This is a genomic window from Guyparkeria sp., from assembly GCF_046540515.1.
GTDB lineage: Bacteria > Pseudomonadota > Gammaproteobacteria > Halothiobacillales > Halothiobacillaceae > Guyparkeria.
Map to the genome: position 1 here is coordinate 1 of NZ_JBKHFB010000042.1, position 14,973 is coordinate 14,973.

Genomic DNA, 14,973 nt, shown 5'->3' on the forward strand with positions numbered 1-14,973 from the left:
CGGGGGATTTCTTGCGTCAAGGATCGGTGAAAACGTGTCGGCATGGCGTCGACCGGTCCGGCATGGGTATAGTCATGGTTTCCCCTCCGAGGAGCGACGATGGACGATTTTCGCGCCTGGCACTGGTTGGAGACGGTAATCGAACATGGTGGTCTCAAGCCGGCCTCCGAACGGCTGCACCGAACCCCCTCCACCATCAGCCATGCCATCAAGCAGCTAGAGCGGCGCATCGGCGTGACGTTGGTCGAAACCCGAGCGCGGCGAATCCAGCTCACCGAGGCCGGCTCGATCCTGCTCGAGCACATGCGTCCTCTGATCCGTGAGCTCGAAGGGGTTCGCGGTGTTATCGAGCAGTTTCGCGACACCGGCACCTCGGTGATGCGTTTGGCCGTCGACCAGGTGTTTCCCCATGATCGCTTGATTGCTGCGATGGAGCGCTTTTCGACCGATTACCCGCATACCCGGATCGAGTTGTTCGAGACGGTGCTCGGCGGCGGGCCGGCCCTGTTCCGGGAAGGCGAGGTGGGCATCTACCTCGGGCTGGAGTCGGTCGGGGAGCAGACCGGCGTGCAGGTCGGCAGGGTGCGGTTCGTGCCCTGTGTCGGGCCGGAGCACCCACTGGCCGAACTGGCCGCCGGGCTGCCTGCTGGCGAGCGATTGGCCGAAGGCCAGCTACGCCAGTATCGGCAGGTGGTGCTGCGTGATTCGCACCCTGAGCGGAGCGCGAATGCCGGCTGGCTGGGCGCGGCGCAGCGCATTACCGTCGACCACCTGCACACGGCGGTCGAGCTGATGCGCTCGGGGCTGGGGTTCGGCTGGTTGCCGGAGCATGAGGTGCACGCTGAGAAGGACCTGGCGGTGCTGCCGGTCAATGACGGCCTGTGCCCTGAAGCGGCATTGATGCTCTATCGCCAGCGGGACCTGATGGCCTGCCCCGCCCACCAGTGCATGATGGAATCGCTGGCGGAGTCGGACTCTCCCTGACTGGCCTGTCCGGCGGAACTCAGGCCGCGGCGCGTTCGGCCGCGAGCTGGCGAATCTTCTCGATCATGTTCGACAGGCCGGTCGCACGGTTGGCCGAGAGGTGCGCCGACAAGCCGAGTTCGTCGATGAACGCCCCGTCGGTTGCCAGTATCTCGTCGGCCGTGCGGCCGGAATAGACTCGAAAGAGCAGGGCGATCAGGCCGTTGACGATCATGGCGTCACTGGTACCGCGCAACACGAGTCGGTCGCCGTCCCACTCGTAGTCGAACCACACCTGCGACTGGCAGCCGTGGAACTTGTGTTCCTCGTCCTGCTTCTCGGAGGGGAACGCCGGCATCTGCTTGCCCATGTCCATGATGTACTGGTAACGCTCGGTCCAGTCGCCGAGAAAGGCGAACTCGTCCTTGAGCGTCTGGATCTCGGCGTCGATGCTGGGCGCCTGGTCGGCCATCGGTCACTCCTGGTCAGTCGGTTTCGCGGACGGTGAAGCTCTCGCCGCAGCCACAGCTGTCTTCCACGTTGGGGTTGTTGACGTGCAGCATGCGCGTCAGGCCCTCGACCACGTAATCGAGCTCTGCGCCGCGGATGGCATCGAGGCTCTGGGCATCGGTGATGATCGGCATGCCTTCGCACTCGAACCAGAGATCGTCGTCGGCCACCTCGCGCGCCACGTCCATGACGTAGGCGAACCCGGAGCAGCCGGACTTCTTGATGCCCAGCCGCAGCCCAAGCGCGCCGGGATCGTCGGCAAAGGTGCGCTCGAGGTGCTTGCGGGCCGCCTCGGTCATGGTCAGCCGCTCACCCTCGGGAACGGCGGCGGCGCGTTCGCGTGCAGCCTGGATGGCTGCCGGGTCGACCGGCGCGGCCGGGGTGTGGTTGACGGGTTGTGCGCTGTGCGTCTGAGCGGTCATGGAGCACCTCCAGTAATGCTCGCCTTTGTGAACTCTGCACGCGTGGCGAGCCATTCGTGCTGAGTTTCCCTAGCCGTCACGCGGCATCCTGGCGACGAAAATGGTGTCGTTCTCGACCCGGACATCGTAACAGTCGATCGGCTCGTAGGCTGGCGCCGACAGGGGCTCGCCGTCCCGCAGACAGAACTCGGCGTTGTGCCACGGGCAGGTGATGATGTCGCCGTCCAGCGGGCCCTCGGAGATCGGCAGGTCCTGGTGGCTGCATTCGTCGGCCACGGCCAGGATCACGCCGTCGGCGTTGACCACGAGAATGTCGACGTCCGGGCCTTCCACCACGCGGCGCTCGCCGGGTGCAAGCTCACGCTGCTCACAGACCCGGATCCAGTTGTCTTCCATCGATCCCCTCACGGTTCGGCTCTCAAGGGTTTGATATCTAAATCGTCGGACCGTTCCGGCTCGCCTAGAACATGCCCGTGGCGAGCTTCGCCTCGTCGGACATCATCTCGCGGCTCCAGGGCGGGTCGAAGACCAGCTCCACCGCCGCTTCCTCGACGGTGGGTATCTCCATGATGCGCTGATGGGCATCCGAAGCGATTACGCCGCCCATGCCGCAGCCGGGCGCGGTCAGGGTCATGTCGACCTCGACCCGACGCCCGGAGACCGGCAGGCTTTCGACCTTGACGTTGTAGACGAGACCCAGATCGACGATGTTGATCGGGATTTCCGGATCGAAGACGCCGCGCAACTGTTCCCAGACCATCTCCTCGACCTCCTTGTCGGAGGCGTTTTCAGGGAGCTCCGGCTGTGGAGGCGGCTCCTTGCCCAGCGCATCGGCGTCCTTGCCCTCGACCCGGAGCAGGTGACCGCGCGCCTTGATGGTGAAGCTGCCTCCCAGGGCCTGCATCAGCTCGACGGGCGTGTCCTTCGAGGCGAGCACCTTCTGCCCGGAGGGCACCATGGTGCAGACCACGTCGCGGGCAAGGCGAATGCGTTCCATCGGTTCCACGGTTCGATCTCTCCGCTTGGTCAGACGAGCATGTCGCGCACGCGGGCGACCGCGGCGACGAACTGGTCGATCTCGTCGAGTGTGTTGTAGAAGGCCGCCGAGGCGCGCGCGGTTCCCGCCGGCGCCCCGCAGCACTGCATCAGGGGCATGGCGCAGTGATGGCCGGTGCGCACGGCAATGCCCATCGAGTCGAGCAGGGTGCCGATGTCGTGCGGATGGGCGCCGTCGATCAGAAACGAGACCACCGGCACCTTGTGCGCGGCCTGACCGACGATGCGAAGCCCGGGGATCTCGGTCAGCCCCTCGGTCATCCGCTGGAGCAGGGCGGCCTCGTGGCGCTCGATCGCGAGCCAGTCGAGCCCCTCGACCCACTCGAGGGCCGCGCCGAAGCCGATCGCGCCTTCGATATTGGGCGTGCCGGCCTCGAACTTCGACGGCGGCGGGGCGAAACGCACGCCGTCGAAGCGTACCTCCTCGATCATGTCGCCACCGCCCAGGAACGGCGGCAGGCGATCCAGCCAGTCGCCGCGGGCGTACAGGGCGCCGACGCCGCTGGGGCCGAAGACCTTGTGGCTGGAACAGGCGTAGAAGTCGCAGCCCAGCGCCTGCACGTCGACCGGCCCGTGCGGCAGCCCCTGCGCGCCGTCGACCAGCACGGGGATGCCATGTTCCCGACCGGTCTCGACGATCCGGGCCACGGGGTTGACCGTGCCCAACGCGTTGGAGACGTGGTTGACCGCAATCAGCCGCGTCTTTTCCGTGATCAGGCCGGGCAGGGCATCGAGCTCGAGTTCGCCCCGGTCGTTGACCGGGAGGGTGCGGATCACGATGCCCTTGCGCTGACCGAGGATCAGCCACGGCACGATATTGGCGTGGTGCTCGAGTTCGCTCAGGATCACCTCGTCGCCCGCCTGCCAGTCGTCCGACAGCGAATGGGCGAGGAGATTGATCGCCTCGGTCACGCCACGCACGAACACGATCTCGCGTTCGTTCTGGGCGTTCAGCGACCGGGCGATGCGTGTACGGGCGCTTTCGAAGCGCTCGCTTGCCCGCGCCGAGAGCGTGTGCACGCCGCGATGGATATTGGCGTTGTCGCGCTCGTAGAATTCGCGGATGGTGTCGATCACCACCTGCGGCTTCTGCGTGGTGGCCGCGTTGTCCAGATAGACCAGCGGCTTGCCATGCACCTGCTGGTCGAGCGCCGGGAACTGGGCCCGGATCGACTCGACATCGAACGGCTGGGTGCGCCCCGGCGTCGTCATCACGCGGTCTCGGTGCCGGCGACGTCCTGTTCGCCCAGGCGCTTCTCGAGGCGAAGGCTCAGCCAGTCACGCAGCTCGACCAGCGGGATCTCGTCGATCACCTCCTGGGCGAAACCGGCGATCAAGAGGCCACGCGCCTCGGCCAGCGGCACGCCGCGGGTGCGCAGGTAGAACAGGGCTTCCTGGTCGAGTCGGCCGATGGTGGCGCCGTGCGAGCAGCTGACATCGTCGGCGTAGATCTCGAGCTCCGGCTTGGCGTCGATCTCGGCGTTATCCGACAGGATCAGGTTGTTGCTCGACTGGTACGCCTCGATCCGCTGGGCGTCTTCCTCGATCAGGATACGGCCCTTGAAAATGCCGCGGCCGGCATCGTCGGCGATGGTGCGATAGTGCTCGTTGCTGGTGGTGTCGGCGGCGGCGTGCGTGATGCGGGTGTGGGTATCCAGCACCTGCTTGCCGCGCGGCATCATCAGCCCGATCAGATCGGTGTGCGCGCCGGAACCGCCGACGTGAACGTCGTACTCGCGGCGGATCATCTGCCCGCCGAGCTGGATGTTGTAACTGTGGTAGCGGGCGTCACGCTCGAGCGCGGCGAAGCTGCGCTCGGTCGCCAGGCGCGAGGCGCCGTCGAGACCCAGGGCGATGTGCGTCAACGCGGCGTTGGCCGCGATGGTCGAGACGATCACGCTGTTGCGCCAGGCCGGCTGGTCACCGACGGTCTCGATGTGCTCGATCACCGTGGCATTGGCGCTCTGGCCGAGACGAATCAGCACGCGCGGGTGGCTCATGACCGACTCGGTCGCGCCGTCGAGCCACTCGATCACGATCGGGCGCTCGATGGTCGCGTTGGCCGCGACGTCGATCACCACGCCTTCGCGGGCCATGGCCGTGTTCAGGGTGACCAGGGCGTCGTTGGGGTTCTCCACGCTCGGCGCCGGCTTGGGCGAGAAGGCCGCCTGACGGGTCGCCTCGTCGGCATCGGCCAGCGCGGTCAGGGTCAGGCCCTCGAGTGCGTCGTTCGGCACGCCCTGAAAGACGCCGTCGATGAAACGCAGGCGCAACGGGTTGTCCAGCGGCAGGCGAATGGCTGGTTCGATGTCCGCGCCGACGCCGACCGGGGCGCTGAAGTTGCCACGCTGGATCGCGCGCAGGTTGGTCCAGCGCCATTCCTCGTCACGCAGGCCGGGCAGGCCGAGCGTCTCGATCTGCTCGCGTGCGGTGCGGGCGATGGTTTCCGGGGCCACAGCCGATTCCGGCATGGCCGTCTTGAGCCAATCGGGAAGCCCTTGGCGCATCACGATGCCTCCTCGAGAATCTCCTGGTAACCCTCGGCTTCCAGTCGATGGGCGAGGGTCTTGTCACCGGACTTGATGATCCTGCCCTTGTAGAGCACGTGGACGAAGTCCGGCTCGACGTAGTTCAAGAGACGCTGGTAGTGCGTGACCAGGATGATGCCGCGCTCCTCGCCGCGCATGCGGTTGATGCCCTCGGAGACCACCTTGAGCGCGTCGATGTCGAGACCCGAATCGGTCTCGTCAAGCAGGGCGAGCTTGGGTTCGAGAAGCAGCATCTGCAGGATCTCGTTGCGCTTTTTCTCGCCGCCGGAAAAGCCGGCGTTCACGCCGCGGTGCAGGAAGGCATCGTCCATGTCCATGCTCGCGACCAGCTCACGCACCTGCTTCATGAAGGTGAAGGTATCGATCTCGTCGAGACCCTGCGCCTCGCGCTTGGCGTTGAGTGCCTCTTTCAGCAGGTAGATGTTCTTCACGCCCGGAATCTCGACCGGGTGCTGGAAGCCCAGCAGCATGCCGGCCACCGCGCGTTCCTCGGTCTCCATCTCGAGGAGATCGTGACCATCGAAGGTGATCGTGCCTTGCGTGACCTCGTAGCCGTCTCGGCCGCCCAGCACGTGGCAGAGCGTGCTCTTGCCCGAGCCGTTCGGCCCCATGATGGCGTGGACCTCGCCCGCGTTGATGCTCAGGTCGATCCCCTTGAGGATCTCCTTGCCATCGATCTCGGCGTGCAGGTTCTTGATTTCGAGAAGCGCCATGTTGATAAACCTCAATAGATTGTTCGGGTAACCGGTTGGTAGTTCGACGTTGTCCGCGGGTCAGCCCACGGAACCCTCGAGCGACACGGCCAGCAGGGCCTGTGCCTCGACGGCGAACTCCATCGGCAATTCGTTGAAGACGTCCTTGCAGAAGCCGCTGACGACCATGTTCATCGCGTCTTCCTCGGACAGCCCGCGCGAGCGCAGGTAGAACATCTGGTCGTCACTGACCTTGGAGGTGGTCGCCTCGTGCTCGACCTGCGCGCTGGCGTTCTTCGCCTCGATGTAGGGGAAGGTGTGCGCGCCGCAGCGGTCGCCGATCAGAAGCGAGTCGCACTGGGTGAAGTTGCGCGCGTCCGTCGCGGTCTTGCCGATGTGGACCACCCCGCGATAGGCGTTCTCGGCCCGGCCGGCGGAAATGCCCTTGGAGACGATCGTCGAGCGGGTGCGCTTGCCCAGATGGATCATCTTGGTACCCGAGTCGATCTGCTGGTAGTTGTTGCCCACCGCGACCGAGTAGAACTCGCCGACCGAGTCGTCGCCTTTCAGGATGCAACTGGGGTACTTCCAGGTGATCGCCGAGCCGGCCTCGACCTGCGTCCAGGTGATCTTGGAGCGATCGCCGCGGCACTCGCCACGCTTGGTGACGAAGTTGTAGATGCCGCCGCGGCCTTCCTCGTCGCCCGGGTACCAGTTCTGGACGGTGGAGTACTTGATCTCGGCGTCATCCAGCGCGACGAGCTCGACCACGGCCGCGTGCAACTGGTTCTCGTCACGTTGCGGGGCGGTGCAGCCCTCGAGGTAGCTGACCGAGGCACCTTCCTCGGCGATGATCAGCGTGCGCTCGAACTGGCCGGTGTTGCGCGCGTTGATGCGGAAGTAGGTCGACAGCTCCATCGGGCATTTCACACCCTTGGGCACGTAGACGAACGAGCCGTCGGAGAACACCGCCGAGTTCAGGGCGGCGAAGTAGTTGTCGCCCTGCGGCACGACCGTGCCGAGGTATTTCTTCACCAGATCGGGGTGGTTCTCGACCGCCTCGGAGAACGAGCAGAAGATCACGCCGGCCTCGGCGAGCTTCTCCTTGAAGGTGGTGGTCACGGAAACCGAGTCGAACACCGCATCCACGGCGACGTTCGCGCCCTTCACACCGGCGAGCACCGCCCGCTCGTGCAGCGGGATGCCGAGCTTCTCGTAGGTCTCGAGGAGCTTCGGATCGACCTCGTCGAGCGACTCGGGGGCCTCGGCATCCAGCTCTTCCTGGCTCTTGGGCGCGGCGTAGTAGGAGAGTGCCTGGTAGTCGATCTTCGGATAGTGGACGTGGGCCCACTCCGGCTCCTTCATGGTCTGCCAGTGGCGGAAGGCGGACAGGCGCCATTCGAGCATGAACTCGGGCTCGTTCTTCTTCGCCGAGATCATGCGCACCACCTCCTCGTCGAGGCCCGGCGGGATGATCTCCTGCTCGATGTCGGTGGTGAAGCCGTACTTGTACTCGCGCTTGACGAGTTGTTCGAGTTCCTGGGTTTCGGTCATGTCGTCGTCACCTGGTCAAGGTCTGGGGTCGGACGGCAGGGCCGCCCAACAAAATTCGTATTGCGTTCAGGGGGCGCCGTTACGCACGGGCTGCTCGATGTCCTCGAGTTGGCCGCCGCGCGAGCGCTCGTACCAGACCGGCACCTGGGTCGTGCCCGCCGCCTCATTCACCGGACGCGTCATGTCGGCCAGCGTGGTGGCATCGAGCAGGGCGTGCACGCCGCGATTGATCGCCTCCCAGTGCGGCCGGACCGCGCAGTCGCCCTGCATCGAGCAGTCGTGGTCCGGTCGAAAGCAGTCGGTCATCGCGATCGGCCCGTCGATCGCCTCGATGATCTCGGCGAGCGTGATCTCGGCCGCCGGGCGTGCCAGGAAGTACCCGCCGCTGCGGCCCTGACGCGACTGGACGATCCCCTCGCCGTTGAGCAGCTTCAACAGCTTGCCCACCGTCGGCATGCTGATGCCGGTCCGTTCCGCCAGCGCGCGGGCATTGGCACGCTGTTCGCTTGGCTTCTCGCGCGGGTCGCCGGCGAGTGCCGCCAGCAGCACGATCGCGTAGTCGCTCAGTCGGCTGATCTTCAACATGCCTGCCTCCGCGGATGGCGGTCCCTGTCCCCGGCACCCGGCGGCATTCCATGGCTCCGTGGCATCGGGGGAAACTTTCATATAACGTACTAAATCGGTACGGTTTTTTCAAGCGGTTGTCGCGAGGGGCAACCAGTTCGTGCGTTGCTCCCCTCGGTCTCGGTTAAACCTTTGTCTGCGCTTCGATTTGTCCAGGATTTCTGCTATCTTTCCCTGCCTTTTTCGACAGCCGGAATGACGAGGATTTCGTTCACGTGACGACGACAGCCACCCAGCAGACATCCGTGCCCGCCTTTGGTGCCGGCAAGCGGCTCTACATCAAGACCTGGGGCTGCCAGATGAACGAGTACGACTCGGCCAAGATGGCCGACGTGCTCGGCGTCTCGAGCGGCTTCCAGCCGGTCGAGGACCCCGCCGATGCCGACGTGATCCTGCTCAACACCTGCTCGATCCGTGAGAAGGCGCAGGAGAAGGTCTTCTCCCAGCTCGGCCAGTGGCGGCCGCTCAAGGAGAAGAACCCGGACCTGGTCATCGGGGTGGGCGGTTGCGTGGCCAGCCAGGAAGGTGAGGCGATCCGCGACCGCGCCCCGTTCGTCGACATCGTCTTCGGCCCGCAGACCCTGCATCGGCTGCCGGAGATGGTGGCGGTGGTCGAGGCCGAGCGAAAGCCGGTGGTCGACATCTCGTTCCCGGAAATCGAGAAGTTCGACAACCTGCCGGACCCGCGCGCCGACGGCCCGGTGGCGTTCGTCTCGATCATGGAAGGCTGCTCGAAGTACTGCACCTTCTGCGTGGTGCCCTATACCCGCGGCGAGGAGATCTCGCGGCCGTTCGACGACGTGGTCGCCGAGGTGGCGGACCTCGCCGAGCAGGGCGTGCGCGAGGTCAACCTGCTCGGGCAGAACGTCAACGCCTACCAGGGGCCGATGCATGATGGCCAGATCGCCGATCTGGCCCTGCTGATCGAGGTCATCGCCCAGATCGACGGCATCGATCGCATCCGCTTTACCACCTCGCACCCGGTGGAGTTCACCGATCGCCTGATCGAGGCCTACCGCAACGTGCCGGAACTGGCGAGCTTCCTGCACCTGCCGGTGCAATCCGGCTCGGATCGGGTGCTGGCGCTGATGAAGCGTGGCCACACGGCGATGGAATACAAGTCGAAGATCCGGAAATTGCGCGAGGCGCGTCCGGGCATCTCGATTTCCTCCGACTTCATCGTCGGCTTCCCGGGCGAGACGGACGACGATTTCGAGCGGACCATGAAGTTGATCGAGGACATCGGTTTCGATCACTCCTTCTCGTTCATCTACAGCGCCCGGCCGGGCACGCCGGCCTCCAACCTGCCGGACGACCAGCCCGAAGAGGTCAAGAAGGCGCGCCTCAAGCGACTGCAGTCGCGTATCACCGCGTTCGAACAGGAAATCTCCCGCTCGATGCTCGGCAGTACCCAGACCGTGCTGGTGCAGGGTCCGTCGAAGAAGGACCCCAACGAGCTGATGGGCAAGACGGAGAACAACCGCAGCGTGATCTTCCGCGGCCGGCCCGGCCTGGTGGGACTGTTCGTCGATCTGGAGATCACTCAGGTCAACCCGAACTCCCTGCGCGGCGAGTTCGTCGACATTAACCCGACCGATCGCGAGCGGGCCAAGGCACGCAACCTGGTGGCCGCGTGATGGTGGATACCCAAGCCGAACGCCTCGAATTCGCTCTCGAGCCGGCCGACAACGAGCGGCTGGCCAATCTCGCCGGGACCTTCGACGAGCACCTGCGCATGATCGAGCGCCGGCTCGGCGTGGAGATCAATCACCGCGGCAACCTGTTCGCCGTGATCGGCCCGGCCACGGTGGCCGGGCAGGTCGAGACCCTGCTGGCCGACCTGTACCGGCTCAGCGAAAGCCAGGCGATCGACCCCGAACGGGTCAATCTGGGCATGCAGCAGGCCGGGATGGAGGAGGCACCACCGCCGCCCGGCGACGAGGTGATGATCAAGACCCTGCGCGGCATCGTCCGCGGTCGCGGCAACCGGCAGGTGCAGTACCTCCAGGCGATCCGCGAGTCGGACCTCAACTTCGGCATCGGCCCGGCCGGCACCGGCAAGACCTACCTGGCGGTGGCCAGCGCGATCGACGCCTTCGAGCGCGGCCAGGTCCAGCGCATCGTGCTGGTGCGCCCGGCGGTCGAGGCGGGCGAGAAGCTGGGCTTCCTGCCTGGTGATCTGGCGCAGAAGATCGACCCGTATCTCAGGCCCATGTACGACGCCCTCTACGAGATGATGGGCTTCGACAAGGTCAATCGCCTGATCGAGCGCAACGTGATCGAGGTCGCGCCACTGGCCTTCATGCGCGGCCGGACGCTCAACGAGTCGTTCGTCATTCTCGACGAGGCGCAGAATACCAGCATCGAGCAGATGAAGATGTTCCTCACCCGCATCGGTTTCGGCACCTCGGCGGTGGTCACCGGGGACATCACTCAGGTCGACCTGCCCAAGGGCATGACGTCGGGACTTCGCAACGCGATCGACATGCTCAGCGAGGTCGAGGGCGTGCAGTTCACCTTTTTCCAGAGTCGGGATGTGGTGCGTCACCCGCTGGTCAGGCGGATCATCGACGCCTACGAGAGGCGTGGAAGGACTTCGGATTGACCGCCTCGGTTCGGGTCGATCGCCAACGGGCCTGCGACAGGCGCTGCCCATCGCGCCCAAGTCTCATCCGGTGGGTCGGCTGCACGCTCGACGCACTGGTCCCCGACGGACCCAAGGCGGGCGAGGTGACGGTCCGCTACGTCGAGCCGGAGGAAAGCCGCTCGTTGAATGCCCGGTTCCGGGGCAAGGACCGACCGACCAACGTGTTGTCGTTCCCTGCGGCCGACGATCCCGCCGAACTGGTGACGCTCCCCGGCGCGGATGGCCCCTACCTGGGGGACCTGGTCATCTGTCCCTCGATTGTCGAGGGCGAGGCGGACGAACAGGGCAAGAGCAGGCGGGCGCATCATGCCCACATGGTGGTACATGGGATTTTGCACCTGTTGGGCTATGATCACCTCACCGAAGCAGAGGCCGAGCGGATGGAGTCGATCGAGATTCGTGTGCTTGGCGCGCTCGGTTACCCCGATCCCTATGCCTGACTCGTGACCGTTGCGACTTGACAAAAGACGTCGCAAATCGTGCCGATACAATTGATTCATTTAACCCTTCTCCAAAAAGAGCCCCATGGAAGACGAACCTCCTAGTACGGACTCGCCACGCGTGTCCTGGTTGCAACGCATCAAGCGACGTATTTGCCCCTGCGAAATCCGCTCGGTCGACCAGATGAAAATCCTGGTTCGCCAGGCCGCCGAAACGGAGGTGTTCCCCGTCTCCACCGGTGGGCTGATCGACTCCGTTCTGGATTTTCACGACCTGCGCGTTCGCGATGTCATGGTGCCGCGCGGGCAGATGGACGTGATCGAGGAGGGCACCACGTTGCCCGAGCTGCTCTCGGTGGCGATCGAGACCGGTCACTCGCGCTACCCCGTGATACGCAGCAACCGCGACGAGGTGATCGGCATCCTGCTGGTCAAGGAGCTGCTCCGGTTCTACGCCAATTCAAAGGACAACGGCGGCGATTCGAGCTTCGATCTGCTCGAGCTGGTGCGCACCCCCATGTTCGTGCCGGAGAGCAAGCGCCTCGACGCGCTTCTTGCCGAGTTCCGTCTGACGCGTACGCACATGGCCATCGTGCTCGACGAGTTCGGCGGGGTGGCCGGCCTGGTGACGATCGAGGACGTGCTCGAGGAGATCGTCGGCGATATCGACGACGAGTTCGACGTCGAGGAGCGGGTGAATATCCGTCAACAGGCGCCTCGGCGACACACCGTCCGGGCCCTGACCCCCATCGGCGAGTTCAACGAGGTGTTCGGCACCGATTTCTCGGACGACGAGTACGACACCATCGGCGGGTTGGTCTCCAACACGCTTGGCCATTTGCCGCGTCGGGGCGAGGTGGCGAGACTCGGCGAATACGAGTTCAAGGTACTGGGCGCTGACCGTCGCCGCCTGCACCTGTTGCTGGTGACCAAGCTCGATTTCGAACCGAGCGAGGACTCGGATGGCCCGACCACCGACGGTGGATGATTCGACCGGCGCCCCCGCCGTCGACCCCGAGGCGATTTCTCCTCGCCTGAACGGCTGGCGCGGCAGTGTGCTGGCCCTGTTCGCCGGCGCCACCCTGGTGCTGGCCTTCGCTCCCTTCACGTTCTGGCCGACCGCCATCGTCGCTCCGGCCATCCTGTTCGCACTGATTCGCCGCTGCAGCCCCGGCCGGGCCTTTCGTCTCGGCTGGTGGTTCGGACTGGGCCAGTTCGGGCTCGGGGTGAGCTGGGTCTACGAAAGCTTCACCCTGTTCGGCGGAATTGTCGCGCCGTTGGCCATACTGGTCACCGCCCTGTTCGTGATGGCCCTTGCGTTCTATCCCGCCGTGGCGGCATGGATGACCGTCCGTGTCACACCGGGAGGGTCATGGCTCGTTCGTGCCACCGCCTTCGTCGCCAGTTGGGTGCTGATCGAGGCGCTGCGATCCTGGCTGTTCGGCGGCTTCCCGTGGCTCAATCTCGGTATCAGCCAAGTGGATGGCCCCCTGGTCGGCTGGCTGCCGATCGTGGGCGAATACGGCATCAGCGCCATGCTGCTCACCCTTGCCATGGCAGTCTGGTACCTGGGGGCCCGCGTCGTTCGACAGGGACCTGACTGGCGGCAATGGTGGCTCCCGGTACTGGTCATCTCGGCATTGCTGGTCGGTTCCCTGCCGCTGCGTGCGATCCCCTGGTCGGAACCGAGAGCGGAACCGCTGCGCGTGGGGCTGGCGCAGGGCAATATCGCCCAGATGCAGAAATTCGACCCGGGTTACTTCCAGCGAACGATCAGGATCTACCGCGAGCTGACCGATTCCTTGTCGGAACCCGACCTGGTGGTCTGGCCGGAGACCGCCGTTCCCCGGGTGATGGATGACCTTCCGGAACTGCGGGATGAGCTGGATCAACTTTCCCGAGAACGGGAATTCGCATTGCTGGTCGGCACCTTCTCACGCGATGCAAACGGAAGGTATTACAACGCCTTGCTGGGGTTCCCTCAGGCCGTGGGCGAATACCGCAAGCGCCATCTGGTTCCGTTCGGCGAGTACTTCCCGTTCCGTGGCCTTCTCGAGCGGATGCCGTGGCTGTTCGAGGTGCCGATGTCGGATCTGAGTCCGGGTGGTGCCGATCAGCCGCCGTTACGAATCGGTGAACACACCCTCGCTGCGTCCATCTGCTTCGAGGCGGATTTCTCCCGTGACATCCGTGCGACGATCCCGGCTGCCGATATCATGGTGACGGTGTCGAACGATTCCTGGTTCGGCGAGAGCTTCTCGCCGCATCAGCATCTACAGATGGCCCGCGCGCGCGCGATCGAATATCGTCGCCCACTGGTGCGGGCGACCAACACCGGCATCTCCGCGATCATCGGATGGGACGGGAAGCCCGTGGAGACATTGGGCACCGGCGAGCAGGGCACGCTCACCGCCGAGATCCAGTCCCGTCAAGGGAATACGCCCTTGGCCCGTCTCGGTGCCTGGCCGACCCTGGGATTGATGGTGTTGCTGCTGGCCGCTGCGGCATGGCGTTCACGAGCGAGAACCGTGCCCACCTGACTACCCACACCGTGGCGAAAAGGCTCGAAAGGGAAAGAAACGAAAAACCCCCGCTGGAGAGGCGGGGGTTTCGTGATCTCAGCGCGAGGTGAAATCGGGTCTGGTGGCTATGGGTGGATTCGAACCACCGACTCCGGCATTATGAGTGCCGTGCTCTAACCAGCTGAGCTACATAGCCAAGCGAGGCGCGCATTATCGGGATTCCCCGACGGCTTGTCAACCCTGTCCGCGCGCCTTTTCACGCCGAATTCGACCCGGCCTCAGACGTTGAATCGGAAGTGCACGACATCCCCTTCGTGCATGACGTAATCCTTGCCTTCCAGGCGCCATTTTCCGGCCTCTTTCGCGCCTTGCTCGCCGCCACAGGCGACGAAGTCCTCGTAGGCGACGACCTCGGCACGGATAAAGCCCTTCTCGAAGTCCGTGTGAATCACCCCGGCAGCCTGCGGGGCGGTCATGCCGCGCTTGATGGTCCAGGCACGCACCTCCTTGACCCCCGCGGTGAAGTAGGTCTGCAGGCCGAGCAGGTCGTAGCCGGCCCGGATCACGCGATCCAGGCCCGGTTCCTCCAGCCCCATCTCATCCAGGAACATCGCCTTGTCCTCGCCCTCGAGGTCGATCAGTTCGGCCTCGGTCGTCGCGCACACGGGCACGACGGTCGCGTCCTCGCGCGCGGCCAGTTCCCGGACCTGGTCGAGGAAGGGGTTGTCCTCGAAGCCGCTCTCGTCGACGTTCGCAATGAACATCAGCGGCTTGGCGGTCAGCAGGTGCAGGTCGTGGAGGAGGGCGAGCTTTTCCGGGTCGAGTTTCATGCTGCGCACCGAATGCCCCTCATCCAGGACCTCGGCGACCTGTTTGACCAGTTCGAGCTTCGCAGCCGCGTCCTTGTTCTGACCGGACTTGGTCTGCTTGGTGAGCCGCTCGACGGCCTTCTGCACGGTATCCAGATCGGCCAGCGCCAGTTCGGTGTTGATGA

Annotated in this window: 16 protein-coding genes and 1 tRNA gene; 6 read left to right on the top strand and 11 right to left on the bottom strand. The window is 65.0% G+C overall.

Features of this window, described 5'->3' with window-relative positions; all coding sequences use genetic code 11:
* Positions 1-99 precede the first annotated feature (99 nt).
* Positions 100-984, top strand: a complete 885-nt coding sequence (locus ACLFRM_RS06370; protein WP_410754888.1) for a LysR family transcriptional regulator — start codon at positions 100-102, stop codon at positions 982-984.
* Positions 985-1,003: 19 nt separating this feature from the next.
* Here the strand turns inward: ACLFRM_RS06370 and ACLFRM_RS06375 are convergent, their stop codons facing one another.
* The 9 genes from ACLFRM_RS06375 to ACLFRM_RS06415 all read right to left on the bottom strand — a co-directional run bounded on the left by ACLFRM_RS06375 (position 1,004) and on the right by ACLFRM_RS06415 (position 8,331).
* Positions 1,004-1,435 (bottom strand): SufE family protein, encoded by a 432-nt coding sequence (locus ACLFRM_RS06375; protein WP_410754889.1) that lies wholly within the window; start codon positions 1,433-1,435, stop codon positions 1,004-1,006.
* Positions 1,436-1,448: 13 nt separating this feature from the next.
* Complete coding sequence (locus tag ACLFRM_RS06380) at positions 1,449-1,895, bottom strand: HesB/IscA family protein (RefSeq protein WP_410754890.1); 447 nt, start codon at positions 1,893-1,895, stop codon at positions 1,449-1,451.
* A 69-nt stretch (positions 1,896-1,964) separates the two neighbouring features.
* A complete protein-coding gene (locus tag ACLFRM_RS06385) occupies positions 1,965-2,291 on the bottom strand; it encodes a Rieske (2Fe-2S) protein (RefSeq protein WP_410754891.1) in 327 nt (108 codons plus the stop codon).
* A 64-nt stretch (positions 2,292-2,355) separates the two neighbouring features.
* Positions 2,356-2,901, bottom strand: coding sequence for a putative Fe-S cluster assembly protein SufT (gene sufT, locus ACLFRM_RS06390; protein WP_410754892.1), 546 nt, complete (start codon positions 2,899-2,901; stop codon positions 2,356-2,358).
* Positions 2,902-2,921: 20 nt separating this feature from the next.
* Positions 2,922-4,163 (bottom strand): aminotransferase class V-fold PLP-dependent enzyme, encoded by a 1,242-nt coding sequence (locus ACLFRM_RS06395; RefSeq protein WP_410754894.1) that lies wholly within the window; start codon positions 4,161-4,163, stop codon positions 2,922-2,924.
* On the bottom strand, positions 4,163-5,458 hold the full coding sequence (sufD, locus tag ACLFRM_RS06400; protein WP_410754895.1) for a Fe-S cluster assembly protein SufD: 1,296 nt from the start codon (positions 5,456-5,458) through the stop codon (positions 4,163-4,165). The genes ACLFRM_RS06395 and sufD overlap by 1 nt, the downstream gene beginning before the upstream one ends.
* Positions 5,458-6,213 (bottom strand): Fe-S cluster assembly ATPase SufC, encoded by a 756-nt coding sequence (gene sufC / locus ACLFRM_RS06405; protein ID WP_410754896.1) that lies wholly within the window; start codon positions 6,211-6,213, stop codon positions 5,458-5,460. Before sufC ends, sufD begins: the two co-directional genes overlap by 1 nt.
* A 60-nt stretch (positions 6,214-6,273) precedes the next feature.
* On the bottom strand, positions 6,274-7,746 hold the full coding sequence (sufB, locus tag ACLFRM_RS06410) for a Fe-S cluster assembly protein SufB (protein ID WP_410754897.1): 1,473 nt from the start codon (positions 7,744-7,746) through the stop codon (positions 6,274-6,276).
* 66 nt (positions 7,747-7,812) lie between these two features.
* The gene (locus tag ACLFRM_RS06415) at positions 7,813-8,331 is read right to left on the bottom strand and encodes an SUF system Fe-S cluster assembly regulator (protein ID WP_410754898.1); all 519 of its coding nucleotides are present in this window, start codon (positions 8,329-8,331) and stop codon (positions 7,813-7,815) included.
* A 254-nt stretch (positions 8,332-8,585) separates the two neighbouring features.
* Between ACLFRM_RS06415 and miaB the strand changes: the two genes are divergently transcribed.
* The 5 genes from miaB (at position 8,586) to lnt (ending at position 13,997) form a co-directional block, all read left to right on the top strand.
* Complete coding sequence (miaB, locus tag ACLFRM_RS06420; protein ID WP_410754899.1) at positions 8,586-10,007, top strand: tRNA (N6-isopentenyl adenosine(37)-C2)-methylthiotransferase MiaB; 1,422 nt, start codon at positions 8,586-8,588, stop codon at positions 10,005-10,007.
* On the top strand, positions 10,007-10,975 hold the full coding sequence (locus tag ACLFRM_RS06425) for a PhoH family protein (RefSeq protein ID WP_410754900.1): 969 nt from the start codon (positions 10,007-10,009) through the stop codon (positions 10,973-10,975). The genes miaB and ACLFRM_RS06425 overlap by 1 nt, the downstream gene beginning before the upstream one ends.
* Positions 10,972-11,457: an rRNA maturation RNase YbeY gene (gene ybeY, locus ACLFRM_RS06430; RefSeq protein ID WP_410754901.1), complete on the top strand. Its 486-nt coding sequence runs from the start codon at positions 10,972-10,974 to the stop codon at positions 11,455-11,457. The genes ACLFRM_RS06425 and ybeY overlap by 4 nt, the downstream gene beginning before the upstream one ends.
* Positions 11,458-11,542: 85 nt before the next feature.
* Positions 11,543-12,445, top strand: coding sequence for an HlyC/CorC family transporter (locus tag ACLFRM_RS06435; protein ID WP_410754903.1), 903 nt, complete (start codon positions 11,543-11,545; stop codon positions 12,443-12,445).
* Positions 12,420-13,997, top strand: coding sequence for an apolipoprotein N-acyltransferase (gene lnt, locus ACLFRM_RS06440; RefSeq protein ID WP_410754904.1), 1,578 nt, complete (start codon positions 12,420-12,422; stop codon positions 13,995-13,997). The genes ACLFRM_RS06435 and lnt overlap by 26 nt, the downstream gene beginning before the upstream one ends.
* Positions 13,998-14,098: 101 nt before the next feature.
* Here the strand turns inward: lnt and ACLFRM_RS06445 are convergent.
* Positions 14,099-14,175: transfer RNA gene (locus ACLFRM_RS06445), tRNA-Met, on the bottom strand.
* Positions 14,176-14,257: 82 nt separating this feature from the next.
* Positions 14,258-14,973, bottom strand: a 716-nt coding sequence (locus ACLFRM_RS06450) for a redox-regulated ATPase YchF (RefSeq protein ID WP_410754905.1), incomplete at its 5' end; no start/stop codon positions are given.